We start from the raw sequence: 24,822 nt of genomic DNA on the forward strand, positions 1-24,822 counted from the left end.
AACGCATGTTTGTATTTAAACTTGGTGATGGTATAATTCATTTATTAATGTTTAGGGGGAAACTGTAATGGACGTTAAAGTAAAAAAGAACTTTCTTCCCGAAGAGCTAATACTCAAATCACTAGTTGGGGAACCTGAAAGACTCAAGGTTCCTATTCACGGAGGATTAGACTCTGTTTGGGCTAAAATTTTACATTTCGAATTAAAAAGTGATCAACGAGCATCAGTTAGTTTATCTTTTGACGATGATATAAGTTCCCTTGGCGACATTTCTTTTGGTCTAGATGGTTTGGATAAGGTATTACCCGAAGATTTTATAGGAGAGTTTATTGAAAGAAGTAATCAAGATGAACTTTCAATATTAATACAGGCTAACTCAATTTTGAACGGAAGACATGAATATAAAAAGTATTATAAAGTAATCGAAGAACGTATATGCCATATTAGAAAACACAATATGAATAATTTATCTAACTAACCTGATTACAGCCAAAAGAATGTACCGCTTCTCACCAACGAGTTGTTTTACCAATGGGTATAGTCAGGAACGTGCAGATTTATAACGAAAGGATTTTGAAAAATAAAAAGCCTAATCCTTAATTTTAGCAAGGAATTAGGCTTGTGATGTCCTCAAACGCGCCCGATTGTAGAATATCGTTTTATTGTAAATTTTATTCCTGAAAAGCCCCGTTAACCATCCACGAACCACACCTTCACCACAGAAAGTAAAAGATAATTACGTTCTTTCATGGTAGTTTACAAAAAGATTACATAAAAGCAATATTAATCATCAAGATATTTCCATTTTTCTTCTTCCTCTACATCCTCTTGTAGAAGCCTTCTTTCAATGTTATATGCCTTAGAACATTGAAGTACTTTTGTTTTTTTTATTTCATCCCACCAACATAGTTCAATATCAATATTTACAACTAAATATCTCCACCAAGGATTTTGTTTATTATCTAGCCAAAAATCATTCGGCATTTAATCTTTAAGACCTGCTGTTCTTAATTTTTTATCTTCCTCTTTAGTTACAATTGCACCAATGAGTTTATCTATCATATGTTCACGAATATAATCTGCATGTGGCTCTTGTCTTTCATCCAAAAATTTAATAAATGCCTTTATTGGAACTACATGTTCATGAACAAACTTTGAAGATAATTTTTTTTCGGATATTGATTTTCCGTTGTTTTCATCAACCATTTTCTTATACAATTCAATGGCTTCTTTTGACCAAAACTTAGCCCCTTTGTATTTTCCATATTCTTTAGTCCAATCTCTAGCTACTGCCTCAAATATATCGCGTTTAGCTTTTGGTGTTAAATCTATAGACAATAAAGGAGAATATATGTCTTTTATCATTTCTTCTTTAGTTCTTTTATTTTCAACTACTGATAATCCATCATTATTAAGTTTAATACCAACATACGCCCATTCTTCATCGTAATTTTCCTCATCAAAGATGGCTTCATTATTTTCCTCGTAACTATTCATCATTGAAACCTCCAGAACTTTATAAACATGCTGAAAATAAATCTTTACATTAATAATTTTATATATTAATTCAACTTCCCATTTGGGGGGATATCAACCTTTAGCTTGATGGGCATGGGGGTAGCGTCAGGAAAATGTGGATTTACAACGTTAAGGGAATTACAATATTAAAAAGCCCAATTTCTCAACATTAACATTGAGATTTGGACTTTTCGTTACTCCGGAAAAGCGCCCTTTAATTTTAAAGGTTTCCCTCAATTTTTTTTGTTAGTTCAATAATAGTTGGAAGATATATTTGACCAATACTCAAAATGTCTGTCTTGCCCAAGAAACCATTCATAATAGATTTTATTTCTGAAAACTTATCCCCAATATAAGACTCTTCAACTGTCATATTTTCAATTTCGTCCATGTATTGGTCATAATCATTGGCATACATTTTGCATATTGATATGCGGCCAAGATGATTAAAAATCATTCCCAATCCCGTTGATAAAGATTCAATACTATCTGGAAAATTCGATCTCGAAATAAGCTCGGTTACTGCTACATGGGAATTTGTAATATACTCAAATACTGTTTTACGACCAGCGATTATCTCAATTGGTTGTTTTAACGAAAAAGATATTATGTCTTCTATCGATTCTGCCCCCAACAACTTCAACAATTCAACTTGAGCGGCATGATATTCTGTAAATCCACGATTAGCAGCATATAAAATTTTATTTTTGGCTGAATATGCAACCGTATCATGCATATGAGTAAACTCATGAAATAATATATAGTCTGCGTGTAAAATACTCTTATAAATGTCCTTCCAGACTTTCAATATGTGTTTGTCTTTACCAACATCATAAAAATGAGCAGCTGGAACACCATAACCCTTTTGCTTTGCCTCTTCAAGTGTATTTCCATTAGAACAATATTAAAATCTGGCATTTCATGTATTCCCATGAACTTCTTGTACAATTCAAGATTACGAGCTACATATATATTTACAAGCCGTGTTTCTAATTCTGTAATCATCAAGGATACCCCATTTCCGCTACCATTTTACTCCCCGAAACAAATACCATTAAAGTACATAACTAACTACATTATACTGCCTCGATAGTTTAAGTACATTTCTTACAACCTCCATTTTAACATAAATATCCAAATTTATTGCCGAGTGTTATACAAGAATATGGCCCGATTGTTGAAAAGAGCTAAAGACGATTCATCAACTAATCTGCGACGTTCGTAGAATAAATTCAACAAAAAAAGCTGCCTCAATGACAGCCTTGATCTTCAACTCTTGCACCCTATAGTGAAATAAGGGAATGCTTCTATTAGCTGGTTTAGTTGGATATTAACCTCCCAAACCTCCTTCAAACGTAAGGTTCCATATGACCGCCCCATCATTATCGAGAACCTCAATTTTTAGCTGATCAGATCTGCAGACGTGGTCTTTTTCTCGTATTCCAATAAACTATACCAAATACTAAGTTATCATTATCTACAACTAACTTTAACAGTGCCATATTTAAAATGGTAACTGGCTAAAACCAACAATTGCCTTATCAATAAGTTGTGCAATATGCACGGAGTCATCTACACTTTTTCTTATTTGACTTAAAGTGTCAGTCACTCTTCTAAATACAGATTTTTTGGGAGTTTCATTCTGCAATTCACTTTTTGCATCTTCTAAAAAATCAATTGCATCCTCTTGTGTCTCACTATCTGATATTTGCTCATTCTTTAACTCCCTTATTAGTTCGCTTATTAATGAAACTAATTCAGTATAAGATTGTTGGTTATTCGTTTGATGTGCTTCTAAATTTTGTTCTGAAAAGTTTAATTGACCTACTGAACCTTGAACAAGAATTTTCGCATTTTCTTTTTCATCTAATCCCATTTCTATCGAAATCCCTTCCAAATAATCAATTATATGATTTACTAAAAGATTAACAACCTGATGATTAAACTTATTAATACAATCTCTATAAGTTGCTCCTTTATAAAAAGCATATCCTCTACATATCACTATATAGTCATCAAAGTTTTCTGCTGTATATTTGAGAAGTTGATAGATGAATGTGATTTCTCGATTTATTTCTATTGGTATCTCATATTTCTCATTTATATTTGTGGATTTAATAATGTTTTCTATATCAAATTGTTCGGTATGATTTTTCTTTATAAAGTCTGATAACAAAGGCTCGTTGTCAATAAAATCTATAAATCTCTTAGTGAGTCTAATAGCTTCAGTTGAATCTCCACAGTTAAGAAGTTGACCAGAAACTCTTCTAAATTGTCGAGATAAGTTTTTAAAATCTCTTTTATTTATAATTTCTTCCATACTTAATTCACCCCACAATAAGGACAATAAGGATTTTTAGAACTAATAAGTAGTGTATTTAGCTTGGCTTTTCTTTCACAACAAGTAAACACTATTTGGTCAAGGTTGTCTTGTTCATACATTGAAAGTAATGGTTTTATAGGAAGTTTTTTACCACCCTTAAATTTGATAGATTTATTGCCCCGAAATGATTTCTCAAGACCTTTCGTAAAATCATTTAACATTTTTGCTACTTCATTTTCTGCAAGCACTTTTGCGTTTTCAACAAAATCATCAGTTATATACGATGATGGTGGACTAGGTATTCCGCAATGGGGACAGAAAAGTTCATATACATCATCTTCTTGACATTCATTAGAAAGAAGCTTGAATTCCTCACCACATAATGAACATTTAAAAGAAGAAAAACCATCAATGTCACTTTGTTTCGTTAAAACAAAGTTTTTTGTCACTTTCACCAACCTCCTTTATTAAAATAATCTTACAATTATCATAACATTAAATTCCAAAAAAATTATTGCTTAGTAATTGGATTTTACTAATACCGTCAATATTAAGCTCTGTTAAAGTTTAATATTGATAACAGGAAAAAAATAGAACTTCCGTTTATTTGGAAGTTCTGTTTCGTAATATGGACTATTTTTAACTAAAGCACCCGTTGAAGAAGAAAAAGAAGATGCCTAAGTAATTGCCGTGTCTAACCTTCAAATTATTGAATAACGACATTCCCAACGTATTGAGCATTTCCACTATCCGCATTTATGTCAATCACAATCATATACTCACCTTTTTCTTCTGGTAAGTAGAAGTCTTGGCTGTTTTTTTGATATTCTAAATCAATTTTTTTGTCTTCTTGCCAAACTGAAACACTTATTCCATTTGGATTAAAATCCCCATTTTCAAGGGTTATAGCAACTAACTCACCTGCATTAAAGTATATTTCATCTTGTCTTTTGGCAAATGATTGAATATCCTTTGTTTCCATATTGAATTTTTCATCATAATCCCAATTTATGTTTGCTGCTGCTAAATCTTCTTGGGCGTTAATATCATTTGGAGTATACACTGAAACAGTTGGTGGAGAAAAATCATATTCTTCTCCAATACATCCTGTTAATAAAAAGACGCAAAACAAACCTACAATCAACTTGAAAAATGTATTCACACATCTTCACTCCTTCACGTTTTTTGACTACTAATTCATTATAATTTTTAACATTGACACTAATAAAATTTAAATGATTTTCCTGTCCTTGTCCAACTAAACTGACCCGTTAGCTCAATAAGGAATTCAACAAAAAGGAGCTTTAATCCTACTTGGACTAAAGCACCCGTTACTTGTATAACGAAACATTAATTTTCTTTTTTCACGAAATGTAAAAACCACCTTATAATTCCAACCACTAGAATGAGAATCCCATTAGCCATTGTTATAAGTCCTAAAAATGCTCCACCATAACCTGCACCTTCCCCTGTTCCTCCTGAACTCCAATCATAAAAATGAAGGAATAATGCACCGCTTGAAAAACCCATAACTGGAGCAAGTATTATCATAATGATGCCTGATACCATAAGATTTATTTTTCCTTTTTTAAACAATATAAAGAAAAAAACATTAAGCGATATTAAAATTAAAACAAATAAAATCAAAATTAAATTTTCCAAAATCTATTTCTCCCATCAGTTAAATTTACCGTAAATACAGTTATGCGAATTTTAGCTTTTAAGCTAGTTATAAAATTCGCCTTGTTCCTCTATATAATTTTGTGTATATTGATTAAATTGTTCTATAATCTGTTCCATTTCTTGACTGCGCTTATTAATTTCATTAATGGGTTCATCAAGGTTTTCAATTCTAAATATATTTTCACCAAGGGAATTATAAAATGAATTCTGTGAATCCAAATTTTCGTTGTATAATTCAAAAAAGGTGTTGAGCAATTTTTTTCGTTCGTTCATGATCGTTAATAGTTTTAAAGCTTGGTTTCTTTTATCCTCGTTTTTAATTTTTTTGATATTTTTCTCAATGGTTAAAACCTTATTGTAAGCCTTATGGAAGTTTTTTTCAGCTGCCTCTAATAACTTCTGTTGTTTTTCTATGTATGTATTGGCTTCATCTATCTTTTGATTAATTACTTCCTTATCATTTATATCAAGACTAATCAGGTCATTGTATAACAATTGTGCGTTTTCTCTAGTTTCAAATAGTTTTGTTTGAGTAGTCGCGAAATCATTTTCAAACACAGCAGATTTCTCTAATATTTTCTGTATTTTAGTAGCCTGTTTATTATCGGACTGACAACCATTAAGAATAAAAATAAAACTTATAATAATCGCAATTGCAATTAGTACTCGTTTCTTCTTCAAAAATTATTACCTCCTATTATTAGGATCGGATTAGTTTACAGGACGGCAGCGTCCTTCACATTGAAATGTTAATGGAGGCATTTCGTTAGTTAATACTTTTGTTTTAAATCCTTGTATCTTGATATATGATAGTAATTTAGGCAAATGTCTTACTGTCTCTTTTGTATCGTGAAGAAGTACTACTGGGGTTACACCTGATTGTTTCATTTTTTGTATTTCTCGGATAGTATGTTGAACATATCGTTCATCATTTAATTCCCAATCACGACTGTCTACATTCCAATCCCAAATCTTAAAGTTATTTTGGTGTAGTACATAACGCATTTCTTCAGTAAGATACGGAATACTACCATAAGGTAGACGTACAATGTAAGAACGTTCCTCTGTAACGTTTTCCAATATTTCCCGATTCTCTTCCATTTCTTCAGATGGAGCATAACGACTACTGTAAATTTCACCTACATCATGTGTAATACCGTGTAATGCAAGTCCATAACCTTCCCTATGCATACGTTTCACAACTTTAGGATATTCTTTTATTTTTGGACCAACCATGAAAAAAGTTGCTTTCATCTGATAATCCTCTAACATGTCCAATAATTCATCTGAAACATTGGTTGGCCCATCATCAAAAGTGAGGTAAATTGCATTTTCCTCTTGATCTAACTTATATTGTTGAGATACCTCTCTTTTTCTAGCAACTTCTCTTTTTTTACTTTCCTTATAAATGATAGATTGACTTAGTGTAGAATCAGAAAACGCTATCACTGGCTCTGCAGAAAACGAAAACATTTTCAGTGTATTCTCTAAAGTGGATTCATTATTTTTTCCTGTATTATTACCAACCATTCCAGATAATAATACAACAATCATGGTTAATAGAATGGAAACAGCAATCTTCCCTCTTTTGTTTAACCTTCTACGCCTACGCACGTTAACATCCTCCAATTGTTAGATTTATATATTTTTCTACAAATAGATTCATATATCTACAAAATTTGCATTCCATAATCTAACATAACATATAAATATGACCATTTTAAAGGATAATATTGGGTATTTAATGATATTAACGTTACTTTTCTCCCATTTACGATTTTTTTAGCCTAAATAATAATTCCAATCTCAACTATTAATCTTGTTTTATTTGTTCCATACGTCTTATGTTATTTAAGATAATGATTGTAGTAATCTAAGAGAACTGCTGTGATAACTATTTTTTATAGTCATGCTATGTTTCTCTACTACTTACAGGTCAGAATGATATAATTAAAATAGGTAATATGTACCAGTATGCCATATAAATTATTAATTCTTTTAAACCGTATTTGGAGGTCACTAATATGTTAATGACTAACTCTCTCTCTCAAATTTATGAACGAATAATAAAAATGAGGCGAAAATATGCAGATCTAAAAAAATGTGAAATACACTTACATACACCAGCCTCTCATGACTACTCTCTTATCGAAGGAAAAAACTATAAATCATTAAAAATAGAAATACTTTTAGAGTATTGTCAGAAATATGGATATCTAAATCAAACACAAAAGGAAAGTATTCTTCTGGGTATAGCGAATGGGGATTATGATGGACTTAACTATATAGAACAACTTGAAGAAAAAAATATACCATATGAGGATTTTAAGGAATACATCTCATACATGCTTATCGCACATAAGCTTTATTCGGAAAATATTGAAGTTGTACTAATAACCGATCACAATACAATTGCTGGCTATAAAAAACTCCATTTTGCACTTGAAGAATATTTTAAGACATATATTAAGAATAATAATGACCGAAATAATAAAGCCGTATACTTACTACTAGGTATCGAAATTACTTGTTCAGATAGGAATCATGTAGTCGGGATATTTAAAGAAAATGATTATACTAAAGTTCAAAAGTTTATTGACCAGTTTATTTATTCTGAAACAGATGGAACTCTAGAAACGAGTTTGACCATCATAAACGAGATATCCAAGTTGGGAGGTATAGGTTATGTAGCACACATTAATAGCTCTGATTTTATAGGAACCCGCCTTTATAAACAAAATCTCTTTACTAATAAAATACTGGGTTCAACTAATTTAAACAATATGAGTCAAATTTTAGAAACACAAGTTTATCCATTTGTTAGTAATAGAAAATTTTGTATCTTGCATGAAGGTGATTCCCACTGTATTGAAGCAATAGGACGCAGGAATAGCTGGATTAAATTCAACGAATTTAGTTTTTCTGCTTTTAAAAAAGCAATAATTGATCATGACTTTTCAGTATATACAGAGCAGCCAGCGACGACAGACAAATTTATTAAAGGGATATATATTAATCCCGGTAAGGAAGGATATTTAAGAGGAAAAAATGTTTCGGAAGATATTTTTGTTGTGGACTTCTCAAAGGATCTAAACTGCATTATTGGAGGTAGAGGAACCGGAAAAAGTACCATGCTTAATATAATCGATACTATTTTCTCTAGAACTTCTCCTAATAAACAACAATTAAAATTTATTTCAGATCACAAATATATAGTAGTGTTATTCACATATCAAGGCTTTGATTATTTGGTTAGATTTGTTCCGCAACTTGATCCAGATAAGGAATATTATCAACGTGATTTTTTCTTGGAAAAGGCATTTAAAGAATCAAATTACAACTTGAATAAACAGCTAGTGTTGGCTGATCACTGGATTGAATTGTACAAAGTAGAAGATAAACAATCTATAAAATTAGTTGAAATTACCGGAGAGAATAAAAACGAAATACTAAACTCAGTATATAGAAATAGATACTCCATCAATAATATCATTCATAGAATTGATAAAGGGGAAATTGGTGAATTCGTTAAGGAGGTTATATTTGACGGCCTTCCTTCTCAAAAATTAAATAGCTTTTTACAAGGGTTAAAGAATACAAACAATAATACGATTAGAAATTATCTTAAAGATCAGTTTCCTATTGTTATTGCGGAACTAGAGGACCGAAAAATTAAGGTAGCTAACGAAATAGAAAAATTTAATGAAGCCTATAAAGAATTAATTAAAATTAAATACGGAAATGATAATCCTTTTCAACATCATTATATAGATGAATTACTTTTTAATATTAAACGGGAAGAACGAATAAACAAAACTCTCTTGGACTGGGCTGGTGTTGAAAGGTATCTTTATCAAATGATTAAAAAGATTGACATGATTACCTTTCTTGAATTATTGGTTTGGCAACGTTTTTCGGAACTTGAAAAAATTTTACCGCTATCACCTTTTGCTAATGGTGGGAATTCTCGTACTCAAAGAGATATTTTTAATGACTATGAAGAGGTTAATCCCCGAAATATCGCTAAGGTTTACCGTAGTATATTAAAACAGTTTGTCTCTAACTTTGGTAACTTACATTCATCTCTTAAAAGATATTTGGAGGTAACTGAGAGTTTTAATATTTTGTTTAATGTGAATTCTAAAGAAGCTACCCCTAATCAGGGAGTTTTGTTAAAACCAATCGATTCCTTATCACTTGGACAAAAAGTTGCAGCAATATTAACATTCATATTTAAATTCGGTATCCATGCCAAAGACAATACACCTCTCATTATTGATCAACCAGAAGACAATTTAGATAGTCAGTATATATATAAAAACCTTGTAAGCAGTTTAAGAGAAATTAAAAACGGAAGACAAGTTATCATCGTCACTCATAATTCAACTATCGTAACTAATGCAGTTGCAGAACAAGTAATTGTACTAAATTCAGATAATAAGAAAGGCTGGCTTGAATGCAAAGGTTATCAAGGAAATCGCCGAATAACAAAATTGATTTTGCAGTATTTAGAAGGTGGGGAAGAATCGTTCAGACATAAAATAAACACTTATGATACGATTCTTGGTATTCATCATTAAGGTAATTATTTTGAGCAAAAAACATTAATGGCTCAGTCCAATACTGAGCCGTTTTTATCTATTTAATTTTTTAGTTCAACTATCTAGTTGCGGTTCTTCCTTTTACAAATTCATCTCGTCTGAGGAAACTATCATTTAGCGCTGTTGAGGTTCAAAGTATTTTATGATTGATTTATAAGCTATTTTTTTCACAGCATAATTTCTTCCAGTAGTCTTTGACGGTATTTTAAGTCATTTGGAATATTTTTATTTAACAAACATTCATTTTCCAAACAATCCAAGTATAATGCCAGTTTAACTAATGCATAATGTTCAAAATCCCCTTTAGCACCCTTAAACGAAACATACTTTTCCAAAAATATTAATGCATCCTCTAATTGACGGTAAGCCCATTGTTTATTCCCGTAGCCCGCATCATAACTTAAATAGCTTATTTTCTCTAAATTATAACCGTATCTTCTTTGTTCATCACTTCCACTGCGAGGTGAATATAATTCAATATATAAAGATGTCTCAATATTTCTATAAGAATCTGACAATCCGTTATCTTCGTATACAGAATATCTCATATTTTGTATACCATTATGTTCATACTCGATTGCGTATTTTAGTGCGTTTAGATATAAATTCATTTTATTTTTATTTATAGGGTTTGATAATTTAAGTTCAATTAAATTAATAATATAATCAAATGAATAAAAGTAATCTGAACCATATCGTTCTTTTAATTCTACGTCTAGATATCGTAGATAATCTATATAATTATTAAACTCTTTTTCTTTTTTCATGGGTCTCTTCTTCAAATTAGATATAACCTTTTTTTGATATTGGTCAATTGCGTTTGTTATTTCTACTACAAAATCTAATCTCGATTTAACAAATTCAAATATTTGTGAAATGTATATTGGAACTCTTTTATTTATCTCTTCATCTTTACTTGTATAGACAACTGCGTAAATATCACAATCATCATTCCAAAGTTCTCTATTATTCCAAACAACAAATGGGCTACATTCAAAATCGTTAGCTTGATACCTTTTGTGTCTACTTGTTTCTACTGGATGTACTGAACATAATGAACGCAGATATTCAAAATATTTTTCATCTGACCCTTTCCCATCACTGCCAAGTTGCTTAAAAATTTCTGTTGAATTTTTTATCTGATCATCGGGTACATTAAAAATTTTTGATAATTCTTTGATACAATCTACAACAACTGATGCATTGTTCATAAAATCATAAAAATCAAACGCGCTTCTTTTGTACTTACCTGTATTTAATTTAAGTTCATTTAAGAAATATACAGTATCATCAAGCCTATCCATAATAGCGCAAATTTTATCCCATGCCCGGTGTTTACCATATGTAATGTTATAGGAGATATTTAGTTCCTCATTCACCTTATTTCTTAGTTTATCAAGAACATTTGTATCTAGACTTATTAGAAATACATCCTTGGCCATATTTATCTCCTTCATTAATATTGTTAAAAATTCATTAAACAAGTGTATTTAACCCTATTACTCTATAAATATATTTTATCAGAAACCTTATAGCGTAAGTATATTAGTTCTGTTCTTAATTGGTACTGTATCTTAATAATGAACATCCCATGAAACAAAAAAAGCTTGGAATAGTAAATTCCATAGCGCTTTTTACTCGATGTTTTTTAAAATCTTTTTCGATTTCTTTCTCTAATACTTCAGGAAGCAATTTTCGCAAAAACTCCAATGCTGCTTTTCCATCTGGTAATTCATGAAAATAAACTTCCTCTTCATCTTCAAATTTAGCATTATCAAAGTGTTCCTTGTAATCATCCCACAATTGAGCATTATTCTCTTTTACCTTTCTTAGATTAAAACTTAATCCATATCCCTTCAACCTCATTCTTCGTCACCTCTAATCAAAATTATAGATGATACACGATATAAAGTAGTTAAACCAATTCAATTTACATTTTTTCAAATAGGATACCCCACTCTCAAAATACTGACTTGTTTGCACAGTCCTGTTACTGTTACAAACTTATTTTATAGATATCTAGATATCCAGCTATCTCAGATATCTAAAATCAATTTTTCAAGCCACACTTCTGCAATTTTGACAGACGTTCAAAAATATGTAGTTATTAAGTGCTTTATACTATATTAATTGGAATAAAAAATAATAATTATAATCAATGAATTACTTGAGGGAGAATATATTTGAAGTCTAAAAATGTGGAAAACTTAAAAAAGGAATCTTGTGCATCACATATTATGGAAATACAAAACTTTAATATACTATCCTACCCGTACCGTACCATACCGAAGCGTACCGTTCCCTACCTTACCAAAGCATACCATACCGGACCGAAACGCACCGTTTTGACGTAAATCATCAGCAATAAGGAGGTCACCCTTATTGAACGGACTTATATATCTTCCGTTTCAATTTTTATCTCATCCCAAATTAAGTTTCTCCATCTTGGTGGAATAATCCCTCCTTTAATAGCTTGTTGAACCATTCCCCTATGAAGAGGATCGGCTCTCAGTACATGGCATTTATAACATAGTGTTCGTAAATTAGAAAATTTATTGGTTGCTGTTACTCCACTTATAATATGGTCTATATGACAATTTCTTAAAGTAACTTGAGTTCCACAATGAACACATTTTCGACCATCTCTATTCCAAATTACTGGTCTTATATTTTTATTCCAAGTTTCAGATGGAGGGCGCTTTTTAGGCATTCAATCGTTCCTCTATTACATTAAAATTTATAATCTCAAAACGACCATAACCAATTTTCCTGCCATCACCAAGTCCAGCAAATGATCCTGCATCCATACAGATTGCTTCCATTTGGTTTCTACTAATTAACGTATTCTCCCATGCTATTTCAAATTTTGTTTCCCATCCTTCTGATGTAGCAAGTCGATACCTTATATTCTTGACTCCCCGCCTTGTTACTGGCCTTACATCAATGTACACCTCATCATTACTATCTTTCGATATTTGATCTTCATCAGTAACATACCTATTTAATAGCAATTTATCCGTCAAGACTTGTAATGATGCGGAAACTACAGGTTCCATTGTACCTCGACCACACGGTGTATGCTTTGCTCCTGCTCTTAGACATGAAAAAATATAATCTGATGTCAAATATAACTGTCCTTCACGGGTAACTAGATAGCTTTTCTTCCATTCTTCTGGATCATTCCCCGCAACTCCTGTCCTTTCTTTCTTTATAAGCGGAATAGACTCTATTGAGAAATTATTGAATAATAATGGCCTAATTCCCCTAATTTCCACTTCTGCACTTACTAATGACATAATTAACCTCCTTTTTGATACTTATAAGTATAGTTTTAGCTTTTTTTTATACTTTATGCATCTTACTATGTTTATCACACTTTTCTAATCTAAAGTTAGAGGTGATAAAATGTCAGATTTTTTAAAGCTAGTAGGAGAAAAGGTTAGGTTCCATAGAAAAGAGCAAGGATTAACTCAAGAGGAATTAGCTGATCAGTCTGACCTCCAGAATTCCTATATTGGAGGAGTAGAACGCGGCGAGCGAAATATTTCTTTACTAACATTAGAAAAAATAATAAATTCGTTAAATTTATCATCAGAAACTTTCTTTAATTATAAGGATATAGACATCTCTGAAAAAAATAATATCAATGAAATTATTAAAATCCATGAAAGTTTGATTAGGTCACGAAACATTGATGAAATAAAATCAATACATAATATAACGAAAGAAATTCTAAAGGTAATTGATTCGCAAAAGAAACAATAAATTGATTGCTATTTAATCTTAGAAGGATATGGAAAATAAATTAAAAAAATGATATATTATTGCTGTCGTTATTGCAATTTGTAGTTGAAAAAGAGGAAATGCTTTGCATTTCCTCTTTCTTGATATTCATTAATCTTTCTACTTAATTAAGATATTTATAAAAATACTGAAAGGATGATTTTAATGGATAATAATCTTGAATATTGTCCCTTTTGCAAAGCAAATTTGCAAGGAGAACTAATACCAAAAGAATTACAAAAACATTATGGATCATCAACACATTTTTCAAGAAAAATTGGTATTTCAAGCATGGAAAGAGATAGAGTCATTAAATGGGAGTGTCCGGATTGTCAACAACAGTGGGACAGAGAATAAATTTAAGATGTTATCCTTCTCTTTTTGAACTTTCCATTAAGGACTATTCCATAATAAAATACGTACAATCAATGGACCGACTACCGTAAACAAAAGGAAAATAGTGTTTCCAAAAACACCGATGTTTCTGGTGATTCCTTTTTGACCAAATATTGCTAGAGCTAATCCTATAATTGAAAAAACTATAACAATAGGAAAAAACACTTTATCTGGAACTAAATCAATTCCGTTAAAAAATAAAAAATAATGCGATACATTTAATCCAAATAATAATAATGATACAGCATTTAGATATCTCAATTTTCATCTTCCTTTAGTTATGTAACTAGAATACCGTTGCTTTAGGTTATTACCTTAAAATACTAATTGCGTTAATCCTAAAAGGATTAACGCAATCGCTTATGTACCGTTCAACTTTTTTTAGCATTTCATAAATACTAGTAAGTTATTAATGACTGGTGTTAAGAAGAATTAATTAATAATCAGTAACTAAGAGTTACATCATATAATCCTCAACTAATTCATAACATCTTTCTTCTGTAAGATTCGCTAGCACAGCTACATATTCTAAATGTTCCTGCGTGCCTCCTTTATATTTATTGGATGCCTCTAGTGCAGTATCGTCTCTATATTTTATCCATTTCCGTTGTTCTTCTCTCAATTGGTCCATCTCGTCTGTAGGAAGTTGTTCGTTTAGGACCCCATAAATATCATTCAGCAAACCATCCCAAATCTCCCATCTATCGTTTTCTAACTTTTTAAGGGCGAATGTTGATGTATCTGTTGCTTCCATTCGATCCGCTTCTTTTTTAGTGTTATTTAACTTTTTGAGATACTCGTCCTTCGTACTCACTGAACGGGAATTAGTAGAAATTTCCTCATCTTTTGCAGATGCATTGTTTGATGTATCCACTTTTTTGTATGAATTAGTTTCTTTATCGTTGGTGTCTGTCTCAGTGTTGTCGGGATTTGCAGCATTATCTGCAGAACCCGGATTTGAGGAATCATCCTTTGCGGTCTGAGTAGAAGCTGTCTTGATTAACTCGGTGTCTGGTTTTTCACTTACCTCATCTTTTGAGTTACTACAAGCAGCCAATAAAACTAATAATATAGTAATAATTGTTATTACAAATTTTTTATTATTTTCCATCCTTATCTCCTTTTTATAATAAAATTTTCTTCAAATACACCAATAATAAAAATAGGTACACGTTACTACTTTAACATATATTTCCTATTGGACTATAATTCTTTACAAATATGTACTATTTGAATTGTTTCTGTATCTGTTTTCCTCCCCTACCCAATGCTGTAAATTGTTATTGAAGATAAGCACCTGAAGTCTGTAGCCATTCATAAAGCGGACCTTCACCACAAAGAATGAAGTTAATTACGTTCTTTCATAGTATTTGAATTAAGGAACAACAGTTTTTTAATACAAAGATATATTGTCTATAATCTCTACTTTAAGTTTTCCATTTTCATCAATAGATTTTATATTTATGTCAGCCTTCCCAGAATAACCTTTTTCAAAATATCCAATAACATATTCTGTATGTAATTTACCTTTGTTATCTTTATATTCTAATTTTAACGCAGCTTCACTAAAGTTATTATTGGAATCCTCGTTTGGATCAACATTAATTGTATATTTTTCACCTGACGGGACGGATGGTATTTTAATATCCGATTTTATATCGTCGTAGGTTAAATATAAACCTGATACTTCCTTTTTGGTGTTATTTTCTACAGTAATATCAAATCCATCTTGTGCAAGCTTAAAAGTTGCAAACCCTAAAGCTCCGATTATCACGACTATTATAGGAACTATAATTTTTCTCATGTACCTTTCCACTATCCCCTCTGCAAATGTTCTATTACTTCAAATAATTTGACTTACTTTCAACTAAATTATTTCTTTTTTACAATCACTTTTGGAGTAAGTTGCACCCTTACTTTACAGTTCTGCCACGATATAAGATAAGTGTTATTCCATTTAATACAACCGTAACAATGAGAAGAACTGCAGAGACGAACGCTACAGCACCTGTGGTGTCAAGAAGAGCAGACCAATCCTCAATTTTCACCAAATGATGATTATAAAAAATTTGAAAACATAGTGAAATAGCACAAGCACTAAGGCTTATAACGGAAAAAGTAAACCAATTCCTATGCCCATGATTTTTATATAAAATAAGACTTATAATAGGAAGTATCCAAGCAATCAGCCCAAGAATTAAACTTCCAAGATTAAGCAAACTAATCATCCCTATTCCCCCTTTGAATTTTTCTTCCTTGATTATTGTTCAATAGATATATCAGAGCAACGATTAATAAAAGAAATGTCACGAACCCTACTAATGCTAGAGGAAAGAACAGCAAGGAAATACCAAGCCCAATAAGAACACCAATTAATATAGTAATAAACATCAAATTATTTAGTCGGCGTTTAATACCTTTCATTAGCATTTCATCATCTATATCCACATCAGCATAAAATAAATCTTCATTTGATAAATCACTAACAGCACTTTCGAGAAAGTTCGCGCAATCCTTACAAGAGTGAAGATGTTCCTCAATAAATTGATTACTTTCTTCACTTGTGAGTTTTTCTACATACATAGGGATTAAATCTTTTACGATGCCACAATTATTTTTCATCTTCTTCACCTCCGTTAATAATTGAAACAAGTCTACTTTTAGCTCTATAAAAGTTTACCCTTGCCCATCTATCAGACTGATTAAATATTTCCCCAATTTCTTTAAAACTCAATTCATTGTAAATACGCAGAATAACAATCTCTTGCTGCGGTTGCTTTAGATTTTTAATAGCTGTTAACAAACCTAGCGATTCTTCTTTTTCTAAATAAATATCTTCAGGTGTTTCCTTATTTGTAATTTCATTTTTAAAAGTAGAGATATCAGCAACCTGTTCATCATTCTTATTTTTTCTCAAATAACTATAAAAAGTATATTTGGCAATTTGAAATAGCCAAGTAGATACTTTACTTTGTCCTTTAAAACTATAAATGGACTTAAAGGCTTTTAAAAATGTTTCTTGTGTCAATTCCTCAGCAATGAATTTGTCTTCTGATAAATAAATCAAATATTTATAAATTTGTTTTTCATATTTATTATACAAATGTCTAAACTCATCCAATTATTTACCTCCATTCAAAGAGTTCAATATATAAGAGTCTTTATAAAATAAAACGTTTCAAGTTTTTATAAAAAATTTAAATAAGAGATAGGATTCCCTATCTCCCTCCAATTAGTATTCTACTAAAGTCTGATTAATCAAATCAAAGAAGTTTGTTTATTTAAAAATAATCTGCTCAATGGTTAAATCAGGAGCTGCTTATGTTCTTACACTAGTTAAATATTAATTTTCTATCGTCCTCATAGAACAAAACCCTCTTAGTTCATTTCTATTAGTACACAAATTTAACAAATTCAATACAACCTTTTTGGTAAAAGTTAATTTTCTTATTCATAGACTAATATATATTGTAAAATGAAAAGAAGAGAATGCTTAAAATTTCCTAAGCTATTTTTATAGGCTTAACCACTTTAATGGGAGTGATGAAAATGAATGAACCGAAATCATATTTCTATGATTTTATCCCCGTTATCTATGGGACCTCTGATATAAAGCGAGAAGAAATACTGAGAGATTTCCCACTACCAGTCTTACCAACCGGGGAAGAAACTTTTAACATACAGAATGAAGAAAAAGGGAATATTGTTCGTGTCCGATTCCTCCTAAACGAATTTAGCATTGAAACAACAAAAACAAATAAACAATACATGAAAATCAGATTCAGTAATAATGCTGGAACAATAAATGCAAAATTGTGGGATAACGAAGGCTCTGTAGAGATAAATAAATCACTATTAGAAACATATTCTGTGTTTGATGTTGAGGCTAGAGTTGACGATTACCGTGGGCATAAATCATTAACAATTAACAAACTTAAACCTTGTGAAGAAGATATTAATCCTTTCAGTTTACTGGCGTACACTAAACAAAACATCGAAGAGTTGGCGGTTGAACTATTTTCTTATCTTGATGAGCTTGAGTCACCTTATAAAGAAATTTCATTTGCAGCTATGCGTCGTTTCTGGGATCAGTTTTGCATAAGGCCTGCTGCAAAGGGGTTTCATCATAACTATTTGGGTGGGCTGTTAAAACATACAGTCGGTTTAATGAGGTTTGCAAGATATATTTTAAGACATGAAAAAAATCACTACCAAGCAACACTAAAACTTATTAATCGGGTTGAGAAAGCACACAAAAGTGACATATGGGCGCAAATGCAATCATCCGTGAACCCTCAACAATTGGTATGGAAAGATACTATTGATCATTTATATACAATGTTTTACGGAATGATGGAACACAAAGATACTATTCCAAATTATAACGTAGTTTTGACAAGTATATTATTCCACGATATCGGTAAGTTACTTGAATATGATCATGCAGGAAAAAAATATGAAGAGTTTAAGTTTCTATTCCCATCAGCCGATCACTCAAACCTTGATAACCGTAAACAGACAGGAATTACAATGGATGAGTTAGGTGTAATGATCGGACACATTCCTTATGGAGTACTTATCCTGTCCAAAATAATTGAAAGTGAAAATATTATTGTTTCTTTAGAGGATATTCACCAGATATCACATTGTATTTTGTGTCATCATGGTCTTCCTGAATGGGGTTCCTGTATTAGAAATCCACAAACTATTGAAGGATATATTATTCATATAGTAGACTTTTTGGATAGTAGATATGAAAATACTGAAGAATTGAAATAAGTAAAAGGACCAAGATAAGCATTGTAGAAAATCGCAATTAGTCTTCATTGGTACACTATTTAAACTTTAGTGACACAAAATCATGACATTGATGGTAATTTAGATTGCATGAATCATTCTGCATTTTTGTCAAATGACTACCCAAAATACCCTAAGCATGTAGACTACTTATTACAAGCTTAGGGTTTTTATGTTTCTCTAATAAATTACACTCTTTTTACATAACGTTATCGAAAAAAAACTAACATTAAACGCGGACTCTAATTCACCTTTTTCCATCAACTCTTAACTCTATCAGTTATTACATATAAATTTAATTTTCGGATACCATAAAATAATAATAGGAAAAGTTAGCTTATAAAAAAGGATGTTTAATGTTATGTCAATAAAAATCCAAAAGATATTAAATTTTTCTATGGTTATAATTGCATTTTCAACTGTACCTTTTATTGGGTTGCAAAATTTAAAGAGATTCTTACCTATTTCCATTCTTATCGGATGTATAGAGGCGACCACGGCACTAATAGGAAAAAAAACGTAGATGGTGGGTTTTTTATAATAAACCAAATCCATATTTATTTAATGAATTCCCTTTTAATATTGGTTTTTTCTCGGTATTTTCAATTTGGTTAATGAGGTGGTCATATGGAAAATTTACAAAGTTCGTGTTTCTTAATGCCATCGGAAATGTTCTATTTGCCTACCCATTTGCCAAATTCGCGAGAAAAATCAAGTATTTCTCATTGGTACGTCTAAATCATTTACAGTTCTTCTTTTATTTCTTTACAAAGGTATTTCTATTTTATGGACTCCAATTTCTGTTTGAAAAGTACAAAGAGCAAAATTCAAATGACAAATCTTTTCCCTAAATTTCCCAACCATAATAAAAGGGGTTCAAATAAAAAAGTTTAATCATTACTGAGATAACAAACCATTATTTAATTAAACTTCTTTTCCTATTAAAAGTTAGCAGAAATAAATCAAAATTCGACATTATAAAGATATGATTGGCTATACCATAAATAGATATTTTGTAATTACTGTCAAATTATGTTGAATTTATAAGACTTTTGTCATATTATATTAAAGGAAAAGGTAATACAAATGTATAAGCTATACGATAAAGGCAAACTTATCGAAAGATAAGGACGCAAAGCTACGAACCTAAAGCAATCATTGCAATGGTAGTCGAGTTACCGAAATTAGCGGAGAAAAGATGGCTCCCGTTTTTTTCGGTGTAGTCGTCTTTTTTTTATTCTGAAAATTAGAATGAAGGGGGTGATTACTTAATATGATTCGAAATTTGATTCAAAATGAATTATTTTCACACTTTTTCCAGCCCATTATTGATATTCAGACATGGACAAGGATTGGATTTGAAGGACTCCTAAGAACCTCTCATGATGTAAATCCAGAAGAAACTTTTAACCTTGCAAAAACAGAAAAACAGCTCTATGAATTAGATTCGCGGTCTATTCATAAAGCTGCATTTACCTACCATTCGGCAGGATTTTCAAAAAAGGACGGTCATTTGTTTTTGAATGTATTTCCATCTACCCTTACAAACACAAATTTTCTGCCCTTTATAAAGAGAATTATCACCGATAACAACTACTTTAGTCAACAAGTCATCTTTGAAATTAGTGAAATGGAAACCATTACTGATTTTTCAAGTTTAAAAGAGAATATTGCCAGACTTAAATCAGATGGTATTAAATTTGCTATTGATGATGTGGGAAAGGGAAACTCTAATCTAAAATCAATAATAGAATTAGACCCAAATTTTATTAAGTTGGATAAATATTTTTCCAACAACTTGTATAAAGAACCTAAAAAACAAGAAATAATCAAAACAATTCTTTATTATACTAATAATCATAATATTAATTTAGTACTAGAAGGAATTGAAACCGAAATGGATTTAGCAGTTGCAAAGGCAATTGGTGTTAAATATGGTCAAGGCTTTATATTAGGTAGACCTAAAGCCTTTAAAGTTGTTTAATTGAGGTGAAATTTTTGAGCTACATAGTTTTAGCACAAACTATAATATTGTTTTTTTTGTTAATTTTATTTATTAAAGATGAACGTAAACTAGTAAAGCAAATTCAGTTGATTAAAACTTTACATAAGGATAACAGTTCATTAAAAAGTCAACTAAGAAAATTTAATAAATTCCAGCCTTTAGAAAAGAGAAATTCCTATAGAATTAAACTACCCGGAATAGAAGGCACTTTTACTCTAATAGATTTTGGTAACAATTCTTTAAGAGTTTTAAAGAATAAGTCTTTTAATGAAATGATTCATGATATCAGTATTGGCGGGCTAAAATTTCATTCTTCTTATGAATTTCCCGTTAAGCACAATATATTAATGAAAATAAACTTTATTTTCCACGGTGAAGTATTCGAATTAAAAGGAAAAATTATCCGAAGAGAAGATCATTTTAAGGGAAAAACGGTTTCATACGGCGTACAGTTTGTAGATTTATCTGTAAATGACATTAAAAGATTAAACATAGCACTACACAATTACCAAGTAAAACAACGGAATAAGATAAGCTAACATACAAAAAGCCCTATCTTCGTTCGAGATAGGGCATTATAATTACAGTATAGAAAAAAGGGGATAAAATTTGAAGCATTCAATAGGTCATAGTCTCAGAATATTAAGACTTAAAAAAAACTTAACACAATTACAAGTTGCTCAAAGTATTGGAATCAGTGAAAAATCCATAAGTAGATACGAGAATGACAAAACAACACCAAAAGAAGAATTACTCAATATGTTTGCTGAATCTTATGAAGTACCTGTTTCAAAGATAAGAGTTGTATAGTATATCTTGCCGTGACTAGATCACGTGATTAACGCTGTTGATATTTCTTTAATTATTGGTTCGTATCCAATATAAATAAGATCCTTAATAAATGTCGAACATTGTCTTTCTTTTGTTTATATAAGTTAGAAACCTACATAATTAAGAATATCTCAAATAATCAAATTCTTGATCGAGGAGCTTTCTAATTTTCGCACTGAACATAATTTATATTGCGTTTTCTTTCTCATTCTCTTATTCACTAAAACTGCACCGTTAGCTCAGCACAAAGAGGGTTAAATAGTTTAATACACTACATCGATAATTAGATAAGTTAGTAAGATTATCCAATTAGAAATATTCCGATTGTTCATTTTCAAATTTACCTTCAAAAGTATTTTAATTAAGCAAGAAACAATATATTCGAGATGGCTAAACCATATTTGCTGTATTCACTTATTAAAGATCATTCCAAAGATCCAAGCTTGCCGATTCTTTTTTATGTTCCTTTATGTGAATAACCTTTGAATCCTTTTTTACCTCCTCTACTTCAAGAAATTCGAATGCATCATGATTAAATAAATTTTCCAAGGCTCTTTTTACAGGTTTTGTTGAGTTTTTTGTTGTAGTTAGTAGGTTTACTAGATTATTCTCTTTTCTTTCCTTACTATAATAAAAAAGCTTATAAATAGTAGATTGAGCTTCTTTATTTAAATCCATCAATTCATTATTTTTTTTCTTTTGTTCAATTAATCTCTGGTTTAATTCTTTTATCTTTTTCTCATTTTTCTTTTCTTTTTTTAGTAGTAATTTTATTTCTTTTTCATACGGCTCTAATGTTTTTAAGAGTTTTTCGGGATCATTACCTAACTTTGCAATTGAATCCTTTATACTAGGGAGCTTAATGACCGGATTCTCATTTTCCATGAGAATTGGAGTATTAACTGTTTCATTATATCTTTCTATTTGATGGAAACCTTCATATGCAGCTTTTCTCCAGTAATATTCAGGGATTGGTTTATTTAGCCAGTCAATTTCTCCCTTTTTAAACAATTCCGTAACAAATTCAGCAAATGGTCTTTTATTTATAATTTTGACCTTATTTTCTTCTACATATCTGTCAAGTAACTCGTCGATTTTGTCTTTTGGATACTTGTTGGCCATTCTAGATTCACCCCCGTCTGTTCATTAATATGATCCACACAAACTCCAATACTTTCTAATAAATCTTTTAATTCCTTTGATTTAGTATTCAATACCTGTTTAATCCTTATATTCAAATCGATTTGTTCTAACTTATTACTCAATATTTGTTCGTGCAATTGCCCCAAAGCATTATAGACTTTTATTGCATCATTTTCTACAGAATTCATCCACATAACAATCTCATGGTATTTTTCCTTAAATTCTTCATACTCTATTTTCCAATATTCTTTACATACAAAACAATGCGGTCTACATCTTTTGGTAGTTGCTGTACACCAGCCAATATCCAACTTATCCCACTTTTCCTCATCAGGTTCCTGATTCTTTAGGATGAATCTGCGTCTAAACTCATCATCAATTTTTGAACTAGTCGTAGGCTCTTTAATTGTCGTAAAAAATTTTGACTTGAAATATTGTCCTTCAATATCAAACAATCGCAGCAGTTGAAAGGTTGAAGAATCCGTTTCAAACTCTCGATGTTTAAAATAATGAGTTTGCGAACTTAGAGATAAATGTCCACCTAATCTAGCAATTTCTACAGGATGAAGGCCTTGAAGTTTTAAAAACATAAATGCTAGATGCCTAGTATCATTCGATCTCAATCGTCTCTCTATATCAAAAGTAATACCCTCTTCTCTACTTTTAGATATTGTTTCTAGGTCATCATCACCAATATCTCTTACTGTGAAATTATATGGCGGATTCTTTATTATGATTTCATAAAAGTCGTATAACATATTTGAAAAAGCATCTTTACTAATTCTTTTGTCGTTCCTTTTCTTATTGGAACTAAAGCCCACTAATTTATCTCTCATTTTTCTGTATGCTTTAAATGATATTAGCGTGTCGGATTCCCCAAACTTATGAGATTCAACAATATAATTATTAATTATCTTAAAGAATTTATCATCTAATTCGATTTTATCAATTACCTGTACCCTTTTTTTATTCTTTTTTTCTTTCGATCTGGGCAGCAATAAAAAGTATCGATTATTTTCTATAATTAAGGAATCTCTTTTAATTCTCAGAAACTCACCAATTCTCATTGGGATTTTAGTTGTTAATATCCACCAGATTCTTATTGGAGAAAAATATAAGTATCTCCAGTCACCTTGAGGAACACTGGAAAAAAACTCATTTAACACCAATAAAAACATTAAGCAATCACGACTGGAGGGTATCGGTCTAGTTTGGGATTCATATGTTTTATGAAATTCACTAATTACCCACGAATACTCATCTGTTGTATCTAATTCATCATAAAAGTCTAAAAAGTTTAATATAGATGTAGTCGTTGAAAATTTTACTTGATCAGTAATCTCAGTTTGTAAATAATCCTCTAGTTCACCTAATTTAGATCTATTAAAAGTATCAGTAATATTTAAGACCCTAACTAGATACCGGAAATGGTTTTGTATTGTACCACCTGAATACTCTAATAAAGTGGAAACCCAACATTTTAATACATTAAGCATATTTTCATTTTCATAATCTCTATATTTAAAATAATCGATTGTCAAAATAATATCTTGACTCTCTTGATAGACATACCAAACATTATCTTCATATGAAAAGTCTCTAAAATAATCAATGGTTATACTATCTAGATAACTTTCAATATTATCTTTTGCAGTCTCAATGCTAAATTCAAGATCAAATTTCTCATTACTGGCTTCATCGATAGTAAATTCATAGTTTAATAAGGCATTCAATGTAACACC

General features: G+C 30.7%; 30 protein-coding genes and 1 riboswitch. Of the genes, 8 read left to right on the forward strand and 22 right to left on the reverse strand.

Annotated features, from left to right (window positions below; translation table 11 throughout):
* The first annotated feature begins 67 nt into the window (after positions 1-67).
* Positions 68-478, forward strand: coding sequence for a hypothetical protein (locus tag ABC371_RS22220; RefSeq protein ID WP_412898793.1), 411 nt, complete (start codon positions 68-70; stop codon positions 476-478).
* Between the two features lie 305 nt (positions 479-783).
* Here the strand turns inward: ABC371_RS22220 and ABC371_RS22225 are convergent, their stop codons facing one another.
* The 10 genes from ABC371_RS22225 to ABC371_RS22270 form a co-directional block, all read right to left on the reverse strand.
* A complete protein-coding gene (locus ABC371_RS22225; RefSeq protein WP_412898794.1) occupies positions 784-984 on the reverse strand; it encodes a hypothetical protein in 201 nt (66 codons plus the stop codon).
* On the reverse strand, positions 985-1,500 hold the full coding sequence (locus ABC371_RS22230; protein ID WP_412898795.1) for a hypothetical protein: 516 nt from the start codon (positions 1,498-1,500) through the stop codon (positions 985-987).
* A 238-nt stretch (positions 1,501-1,738) separates the two neighbouring features.
* Positions 1,739-2,254, reverse strand: coding sequence for a hypothetical protein (locus ABC371_RS22235; RefSeq protein ID WP_412898796.1), 516 nt, complete (start codon positions 2,252-2,254; stop codon positions 1,739-1,741).
* A 68-nt stretch (positions 2,255-2,322) separates the two neighbouring features.
* Entirely contained in the window at positions 2,323-2,523 is a 201-nt protein-coding gene (locus ABC371_RS22240; protein ID WP_412898797.1) for a hypothetical protein, read from the reverse strand.
* A gap of 499 nt (positions 2,524-3,022) precedes the next feature.
* Complete coding sequence (locus tag ABC371_RS22245) at positions 3,023-3,838, reverse strand: hypothetical protein (protein ID WP_412898798.1); 816 nt, start codon at positions 3,836-3,838, stop codon at positions 3,023-3,025.
* 2 nt (positions 3,839-3,840) lie between these two features.
* Complete coding sequence (locus tag ABC371_RS22250) at positions 3,841-4,290, reverse strand: hypothetical protein (protein ID WP_412898799.1); 450 nt, start codon at positions 4,288-4,290, stop codon at positions 3,841-3,843.
* A gap of 257 nt (positions 4,291-4,547) precedes the next feature.
* Positions 4,548-5,003, reverse strand: a complete 456-nt coding sequence (locus tag ABC371_RS22255) for a hypothetical protein (protein ID WP_412898800.1) — start codon at positions 5,001-5,003, stop codon at positions 4,548-4,550.
* 188 nt (positions 5,004-5,191) lie between these two features.
* The gene (locus ABC371_RS22260; RefSeq protein WP_412898801.1) at positions 5,192-5,503 is read right to left on the reverse strand and encodes an inner-membrane translocator; all 312 of its coding nucleotides are present in this window, start codon (positions 5,501-5,503) and stop codon (positions 5,192-5,194) included.
* A 63-nt stretch (positions 5,504-5,566) separates the two neighbouring features.
* Complete coding sequence (locus ABC371_RS22265; protein WP_412898802.1) at positions 5,567-6,205, reverse strand: YkyA family protein; 639 nt, start codon at positions 6,203-6,205, stop codon at positions 5,567-5,569.
* 30 nt (positions 6,206-6,235) lie between these two features.
* A complete protein-coding gene (locus ABC371_RS22270; protein ID WP_412898803.1) occupies positions 6,236-7,138 on the reverse strand; it encodes a polysaccharide deacetylase family protein in 903 nt (300 codons plus the stop codon).
* A gap of 410 nt (positions 7,139-7,548) precedes the next feature.
* On the opposite strand from ABC371_RS22270, the gene ABC371_RS22275 reads away from it, so the two are divergent.
* Positions 7,549-10,104 (forward strand): Spaf_1101 family AAA-like ATPase, encoded by a 2,556-nt coding sequence (locus tag ABC371_RS22275; protein WP_412898804.1) that lies wholly within the window; start codon positions 7,549-7,551, stop codon positions 10,102-10,104.
* 188 nt (positions 10,105-10,292) lie between these two features.
* On the opposite strand, the gene ABC371_RS22280 is transcribed toward ABC371_RS22275, so the two are convergent.
* The 4 genes from ABC371_RS22280 to ABC371_RS22295 all read right to left on the reverse strand — a co-directional run bounded on the left by ABC371_RS22280 (position 10,293) and on the right by ABC371_RS22295 (position 13,421).
* Complete coding sequence (locus tag ABC371_RS22280) at positions 10,293-11,567, reverse strand: hypothetical protein (protein WP_412898805.1); 1,275 nt, start codon at positions 11,565-11,567, stop codon at positions 10,293-10,295.
* Between the two features lie 115 nt (positions 11,568-11,682).
* Positions 11,683-11,985, reverse strand: a complete 303-nt coding sequence (locus tag ABC371_RS22285; protein WP_412898806.1) for a hypothetical protein — start codon at positions 11,983-11,985, stop codon at positions 11,683-11,685.
* A 532-nt stretch (positions 11,986-12,517) separates the two neighbouring features.
* Positions 12,518-12,835, reverse strand: coding sequence for an HNH endonuclease (locus ABC371_RS22290; protein WP_412898807.1), 318 nt, complete (start codon positions 12,833-12,835; stop codon positions 12,518-12,520).
* Positions 12,828-13,421 (reverse strand): hypothetical protein, encoded by a 594-nt coding sequence (locus ABC371_RS22295; RefSeq protein ID WP_412898808.1) that lies wholly within the window; start codon positions 13,419-13,421, stop codon positions 12,828-12,830. The genes ABC371_RS22290 and ABC371_RS22295 overlap by 8 nt, the downstream gene beginning before the upstream one ends.
* A gap of 109 nt (positions 13,422-13,530) precedes the next feature.
* On the opposite strand from ABC371_RS22295, the gene ABC371_RS22300 reads away from it, so the two are divergent.
* Positions 13,531-13,890, forward strand: a complete 360-nt coding sequence (locus tag ABC371_RS22300) for a helix-turn-helix domain-containing protein (protein ID WP_412898809.1) — start codon at positions 13,531-13,533, stop codon at positions 13,888-13,890.
* Positions 13,891-14,073: 183 nt separating this feature from the next.
* Complete coding sequence (locus tag ABC371_RS22305) at positions 14,074-14,265, forward strand: hypothetical protein (RefSeq protein WP_412898810.1); 192 nt, start codon at positions 14,074-14,076, stop codon at positions 14,263-14,265.
* Between the two features lie 36 nt (positions 14,266-14,301).
* Here the strand turns inward: ABC371_RS22305 and ABC371_RS22310 are convergent, their stop codons facing one another.
* The 6 genes from ABC371_RS22310 to ABC371_RS22335 all read right to left on the reverse strand — a co-directional run bounded on the left by ABC371_RS22310 (position 14,302) and on the right by ABC371_RS22335 (position 17,425).
* Complete coding sequence (locus ABC371_RS22310) at positions 14,302-14,565, reverse strand: hypothetical protein (protein ID WP_412898811.1); 264 nt, start codon at positions 14,563-14,565, stop codon at positions 14,302-14,304.
* A gap of 196 nt (positions 14,566-14,761) precedes the next feature.
* On the reverse strand, positions 14,762-15,415 hold the full coding sequence (locus ABC371_RS22315; protein WP_412898812.1) for a lysozyme inhibitor LprI family protein: 654 nt from the start codon (positions 15,413-15,415) through the stop codon (positions 14,762-14,764).
* 282 nt (positions 15,416-15,697) lie between these two features.
* Positions 15,698-16,108: a hypothetical protein gene (locus ABC371_RS22320; protein WP_412898813.1), complete on the reverse strand. Its 411-nt coding sequence runs from the start codon at positions 16,106-16,108 to the stop codon at positions 15,698-15,700.
* A gap of 109 nt (positions 16,109-16,217) precedes the next feature.
* Positions 16,218-16,532: a hypothetical protein gene (locus tag ABC371_RS22325; protein ID WP_412898814.1), complete on the reverse strand. Its 315-nt coding sequence runs from the start codon at positions 16,530-16,532 to the stop codon at positions 16,218-16,220.
* Entirely contained in the window at positions 16,525-16,926 is a 402-nt protein-coding gene (locus tag ABC371_RS22330) for a zf-HC2 domain-containing protein (RefSeq protein WP_412898815.1), read from the reverse strand. Before ABC371_RS22330 ends, ABC371_RS22325 begins: the two co-directional genes overlap by 8 nt.
* Positions 16,916-17,425: an RNA polymerase sigma factor gene (locus ABC371_RS22335; RefSeq protein ID WP_412898816.1), complete on the reverse strand. Its 510-nt coding sequence runs from the start codon at positions 17,423-17,425 to the stop codon at positions 16,916-16,918. Before ABC371_RS22335 ends, ABC371_RS22330 begins: the two co-directional genes overlap by 11 nt.
* Before the next feature lie 428 nt (positions 17,426-17,853).
* On the opposite strand from ABC371_RS22335, the gene ABC371_RS22340 reads away from it, so the two are divergent.
* The 4 genes from ABC371_RS22340 to ABC371_RS22355 all read left to right on the forward strand — a co-directional run bounded on the left by ABC371_RS22340 (position 17,854) and on the right by ABC371_RS22355 (position 21,916).
* Positions 17,854-19,083, forward strand: coding sequence for an HD domain-containing protein (locus tag ABC371_RS22340; RefSeq protein WP_412898817.1), 1,230 nt, complete (start codon positions 17,854-17,856; stop codon positions 19,081-19,083).
* Between the two features lie 1,115 nt (positions 19,084-20,198).
* Positions 20,199-20,284, forward strand: a riboswitch (cyclic di-GMP riboswitch).
* Between the two features lie 90 nt (positions 20,285-20,374).
* Entirely contained in the window at positions 20,375-21,085 is a 711-nt protein-coding gene (locus ABC371_RS22345) for an EAL domain-containing protein (protein WP_412898818.1), read from the forward strand.
* Positions 21,086-21,099: 14 nt separating this feature from the next.
* Positions 21,100-21,645 carry a PilZ domain-containing protein gene (locus ABC371_RS22350; protein WP_412898819.1) on the forward strand — a complete coding sequence of 182 codons (546 nt, stop codon included), beginning with the start codon at positions 21,100-21,102 and terminating at the stop codon, positions 21,643-21,645.
* Positions 21,646-21,715: 70 nt separating this feature from the next.
* On the forward strand, positions 21,716-21,916 hold the full coding sequence (locus ABC371_RS22355) for a helix-turn-helix transcriptional regulator (RefSeq protein ID WP_412898820.1): 201 nt from the start codon (positions 21,716-21,718) through the stop codon (positions 21,914-21,916).
* Positions 21,917-22,354: 438 nt separating this feature from the next.
* Here ABC371_RS22355 and ABC371_RS22360 read toward each other — a convergent pair whose 3' ends face one another.
* Together ABC371_RS22360 and ABC371_RS22365 are read right to left on the reverse strand one after the other, a co-directional pair.
* Positions 22,355-23,059: a hypothetical protein gene (locus tag ABC371_RS22360; protein ID WP_412898821.1), complete on the reverse strand. Its 705-nt coding sequence runs from the start codon at positions 23,057-23,059 to the stop codon at positions 22,355-22,357.
* The gene (locus tag ABC371_RS22365; protein ID WP_412898822.1) at positions 23,005-24,813 is read right to left on the reverse strand and encodes a hypothetical protein; all 1,809 of its coding nucleotides are present in this window, start codon (positions 24,811-24,813) and stop codon (positions 23,005-23,007) included. The genes ABC371_RS22360 and ABC371_RS22365 overlap by 55 nt, the downstream gene beginning before the upstream one ends.
* Positions 24,814-24,822 lie beyond the last annotated feature (9 nt).

This window comes from Bacillus jepli, from assembly GCF_047238305.1.
GTDB lineage: Bacteria > Bacillota > Bacilli > Bacillales > Bacillaceae_L > Ferdinandcohnia.

Excerpts from the sequence above, each read along its gene's own strand:
- ABC371_RS22220 (WP_412898793.1), top strand. The coding sequence starts at position 68 with ATGGACGTTAAAGTAAAAAAGAACTTTCTTCCCGAAGAGCTAATACTC.
- ABC371_RS22225 (WP_412898794.1), bottom strand. The coding sequence starts at position 984 with ATGCCGAATGATTTTTGGCTAGATAATAAACAAAATCCTTGGTGGAGA.
- ABC371_RS22230 (WP_412898795.1), bottom strand. The coding sequence starts at position 1,500 with ATGATGAATAGTTACGAGGAAAATAATGAAGCCATCTTTGATGAGGAA.
- ABC371_RS22235 (WP_412898796.1), bottom strand. The coding sequence starts at position 2,254 with ATGCATGATACGGTTGCATATTCAGCCAAAAATAAAATTTTATATGCT.
- ABC371_RS22240 (WP_412898797.1), bottom strand. The coding sequence starts at position 2,523 with ATGATTACAGAATTAGAAACACGGCTTGTAAATATATATGTAGCTCGT.
- ABC371_RS22245 (WP_412898798.1), bottom strand. The coding sequence starts at position 3,838 with ATGGAAGAAATTATAAATAAAAGAGATTTTAAAAACTTATCTCGACAA.
- ABC371_RS22275 (WP_412898804.1), top strand. The coding sequence starts at position 7,549 with ATGTTAATGACTAACTCTCTCTCTCAAATTTATGAACGAATAATAAAA.
- ABC371_RS22280 (WP_412898805.1), bottom strand. The coding sequence starts at position 11,567 with ATGGCCAAGGATGTATTTCTAATAAGTCTAGATACAAATGTTCTTGAT.
- ABC371_RS22290 (WP_412898807.1), bottom strand. The coding sequence starts at position 12,835 with ATGCCTAAAAAGCGCCCTCCATCTGAAACTTGGAATAAAAATATAAGA.
- ABC371_RS22295 (WP_412898808.1), bottom strand. The coding sequence starts at position 13,421 with ATGTCATTAGTAAGTGCAGAAGTGGAAATTAGGGGAATTAGGCCATTA.
- ABC371_RS22300 (WP_412898809.1), top strand. The coding sequence starts at position 13,531 with ATGTCAGATTTTTTAAAGCTAGTAGGAGAAAAGGTTAGGTTCCATAGA.
- ABC371_RS22305 (WP_412898810.1), top strand. The coding sequence starts at position 14,074 with ATGGATAATAATCTTGAATATTGTCCCTTTTGCAAAGCAAATTTGCAA.
- ABC371_RS22315 (WP_412898812.1), bottom strand. The coding sequence starts at position 15,415 with ATGGAAAATAATAAAAAATTTGTAATAACAATTATTACTATATTATTA.
- ABC371_RS22320 (WP_412898813.1), bottom strand. The coding sequence starts at position 16,108 with ATGAGAAAAATTATAGTTCCTATAATAGTCGTGATAATCGGAGCTTTA.
- ABC371_RS22325 (WP_412898814.1), bottom strand. The coding sequence starts at position 16,532 with ATGATTAGTTTGCTTAATCTTGGAAGTTTAATTCTTGGGCTGATTGCT.
- ABC371_RS22330 (WP_412898815.1), bottom strand. The coding sequence starts at position 16,926 with ATGAAAAATAATTGTGGCATCGTAAAAGATTTAATCCCTATGTATGTA.
- ABC371_RS22340 (WP_412898817.1), top strand. The coding sequence starts at position 17,854 with ATGAATGAACCGAAATCATATTTCTATGATTTTATCCCCGTTATCTAT.
- ABC371_RS22345 (WP_412898818.1), top strand. The coding sequence starts at position 20,375 with ATGATTCGAAATTTGATTCAAAATGAATTATTTTCACACTTTTTCCAG.
- ABC371_RS22360 (WP_412898821.1), bottom strand. The coding sequence starts at position 23,059 with ATGGCCAACAAGTATCCAAAAGACAAAATCGACGAGTTACTTGACAGA.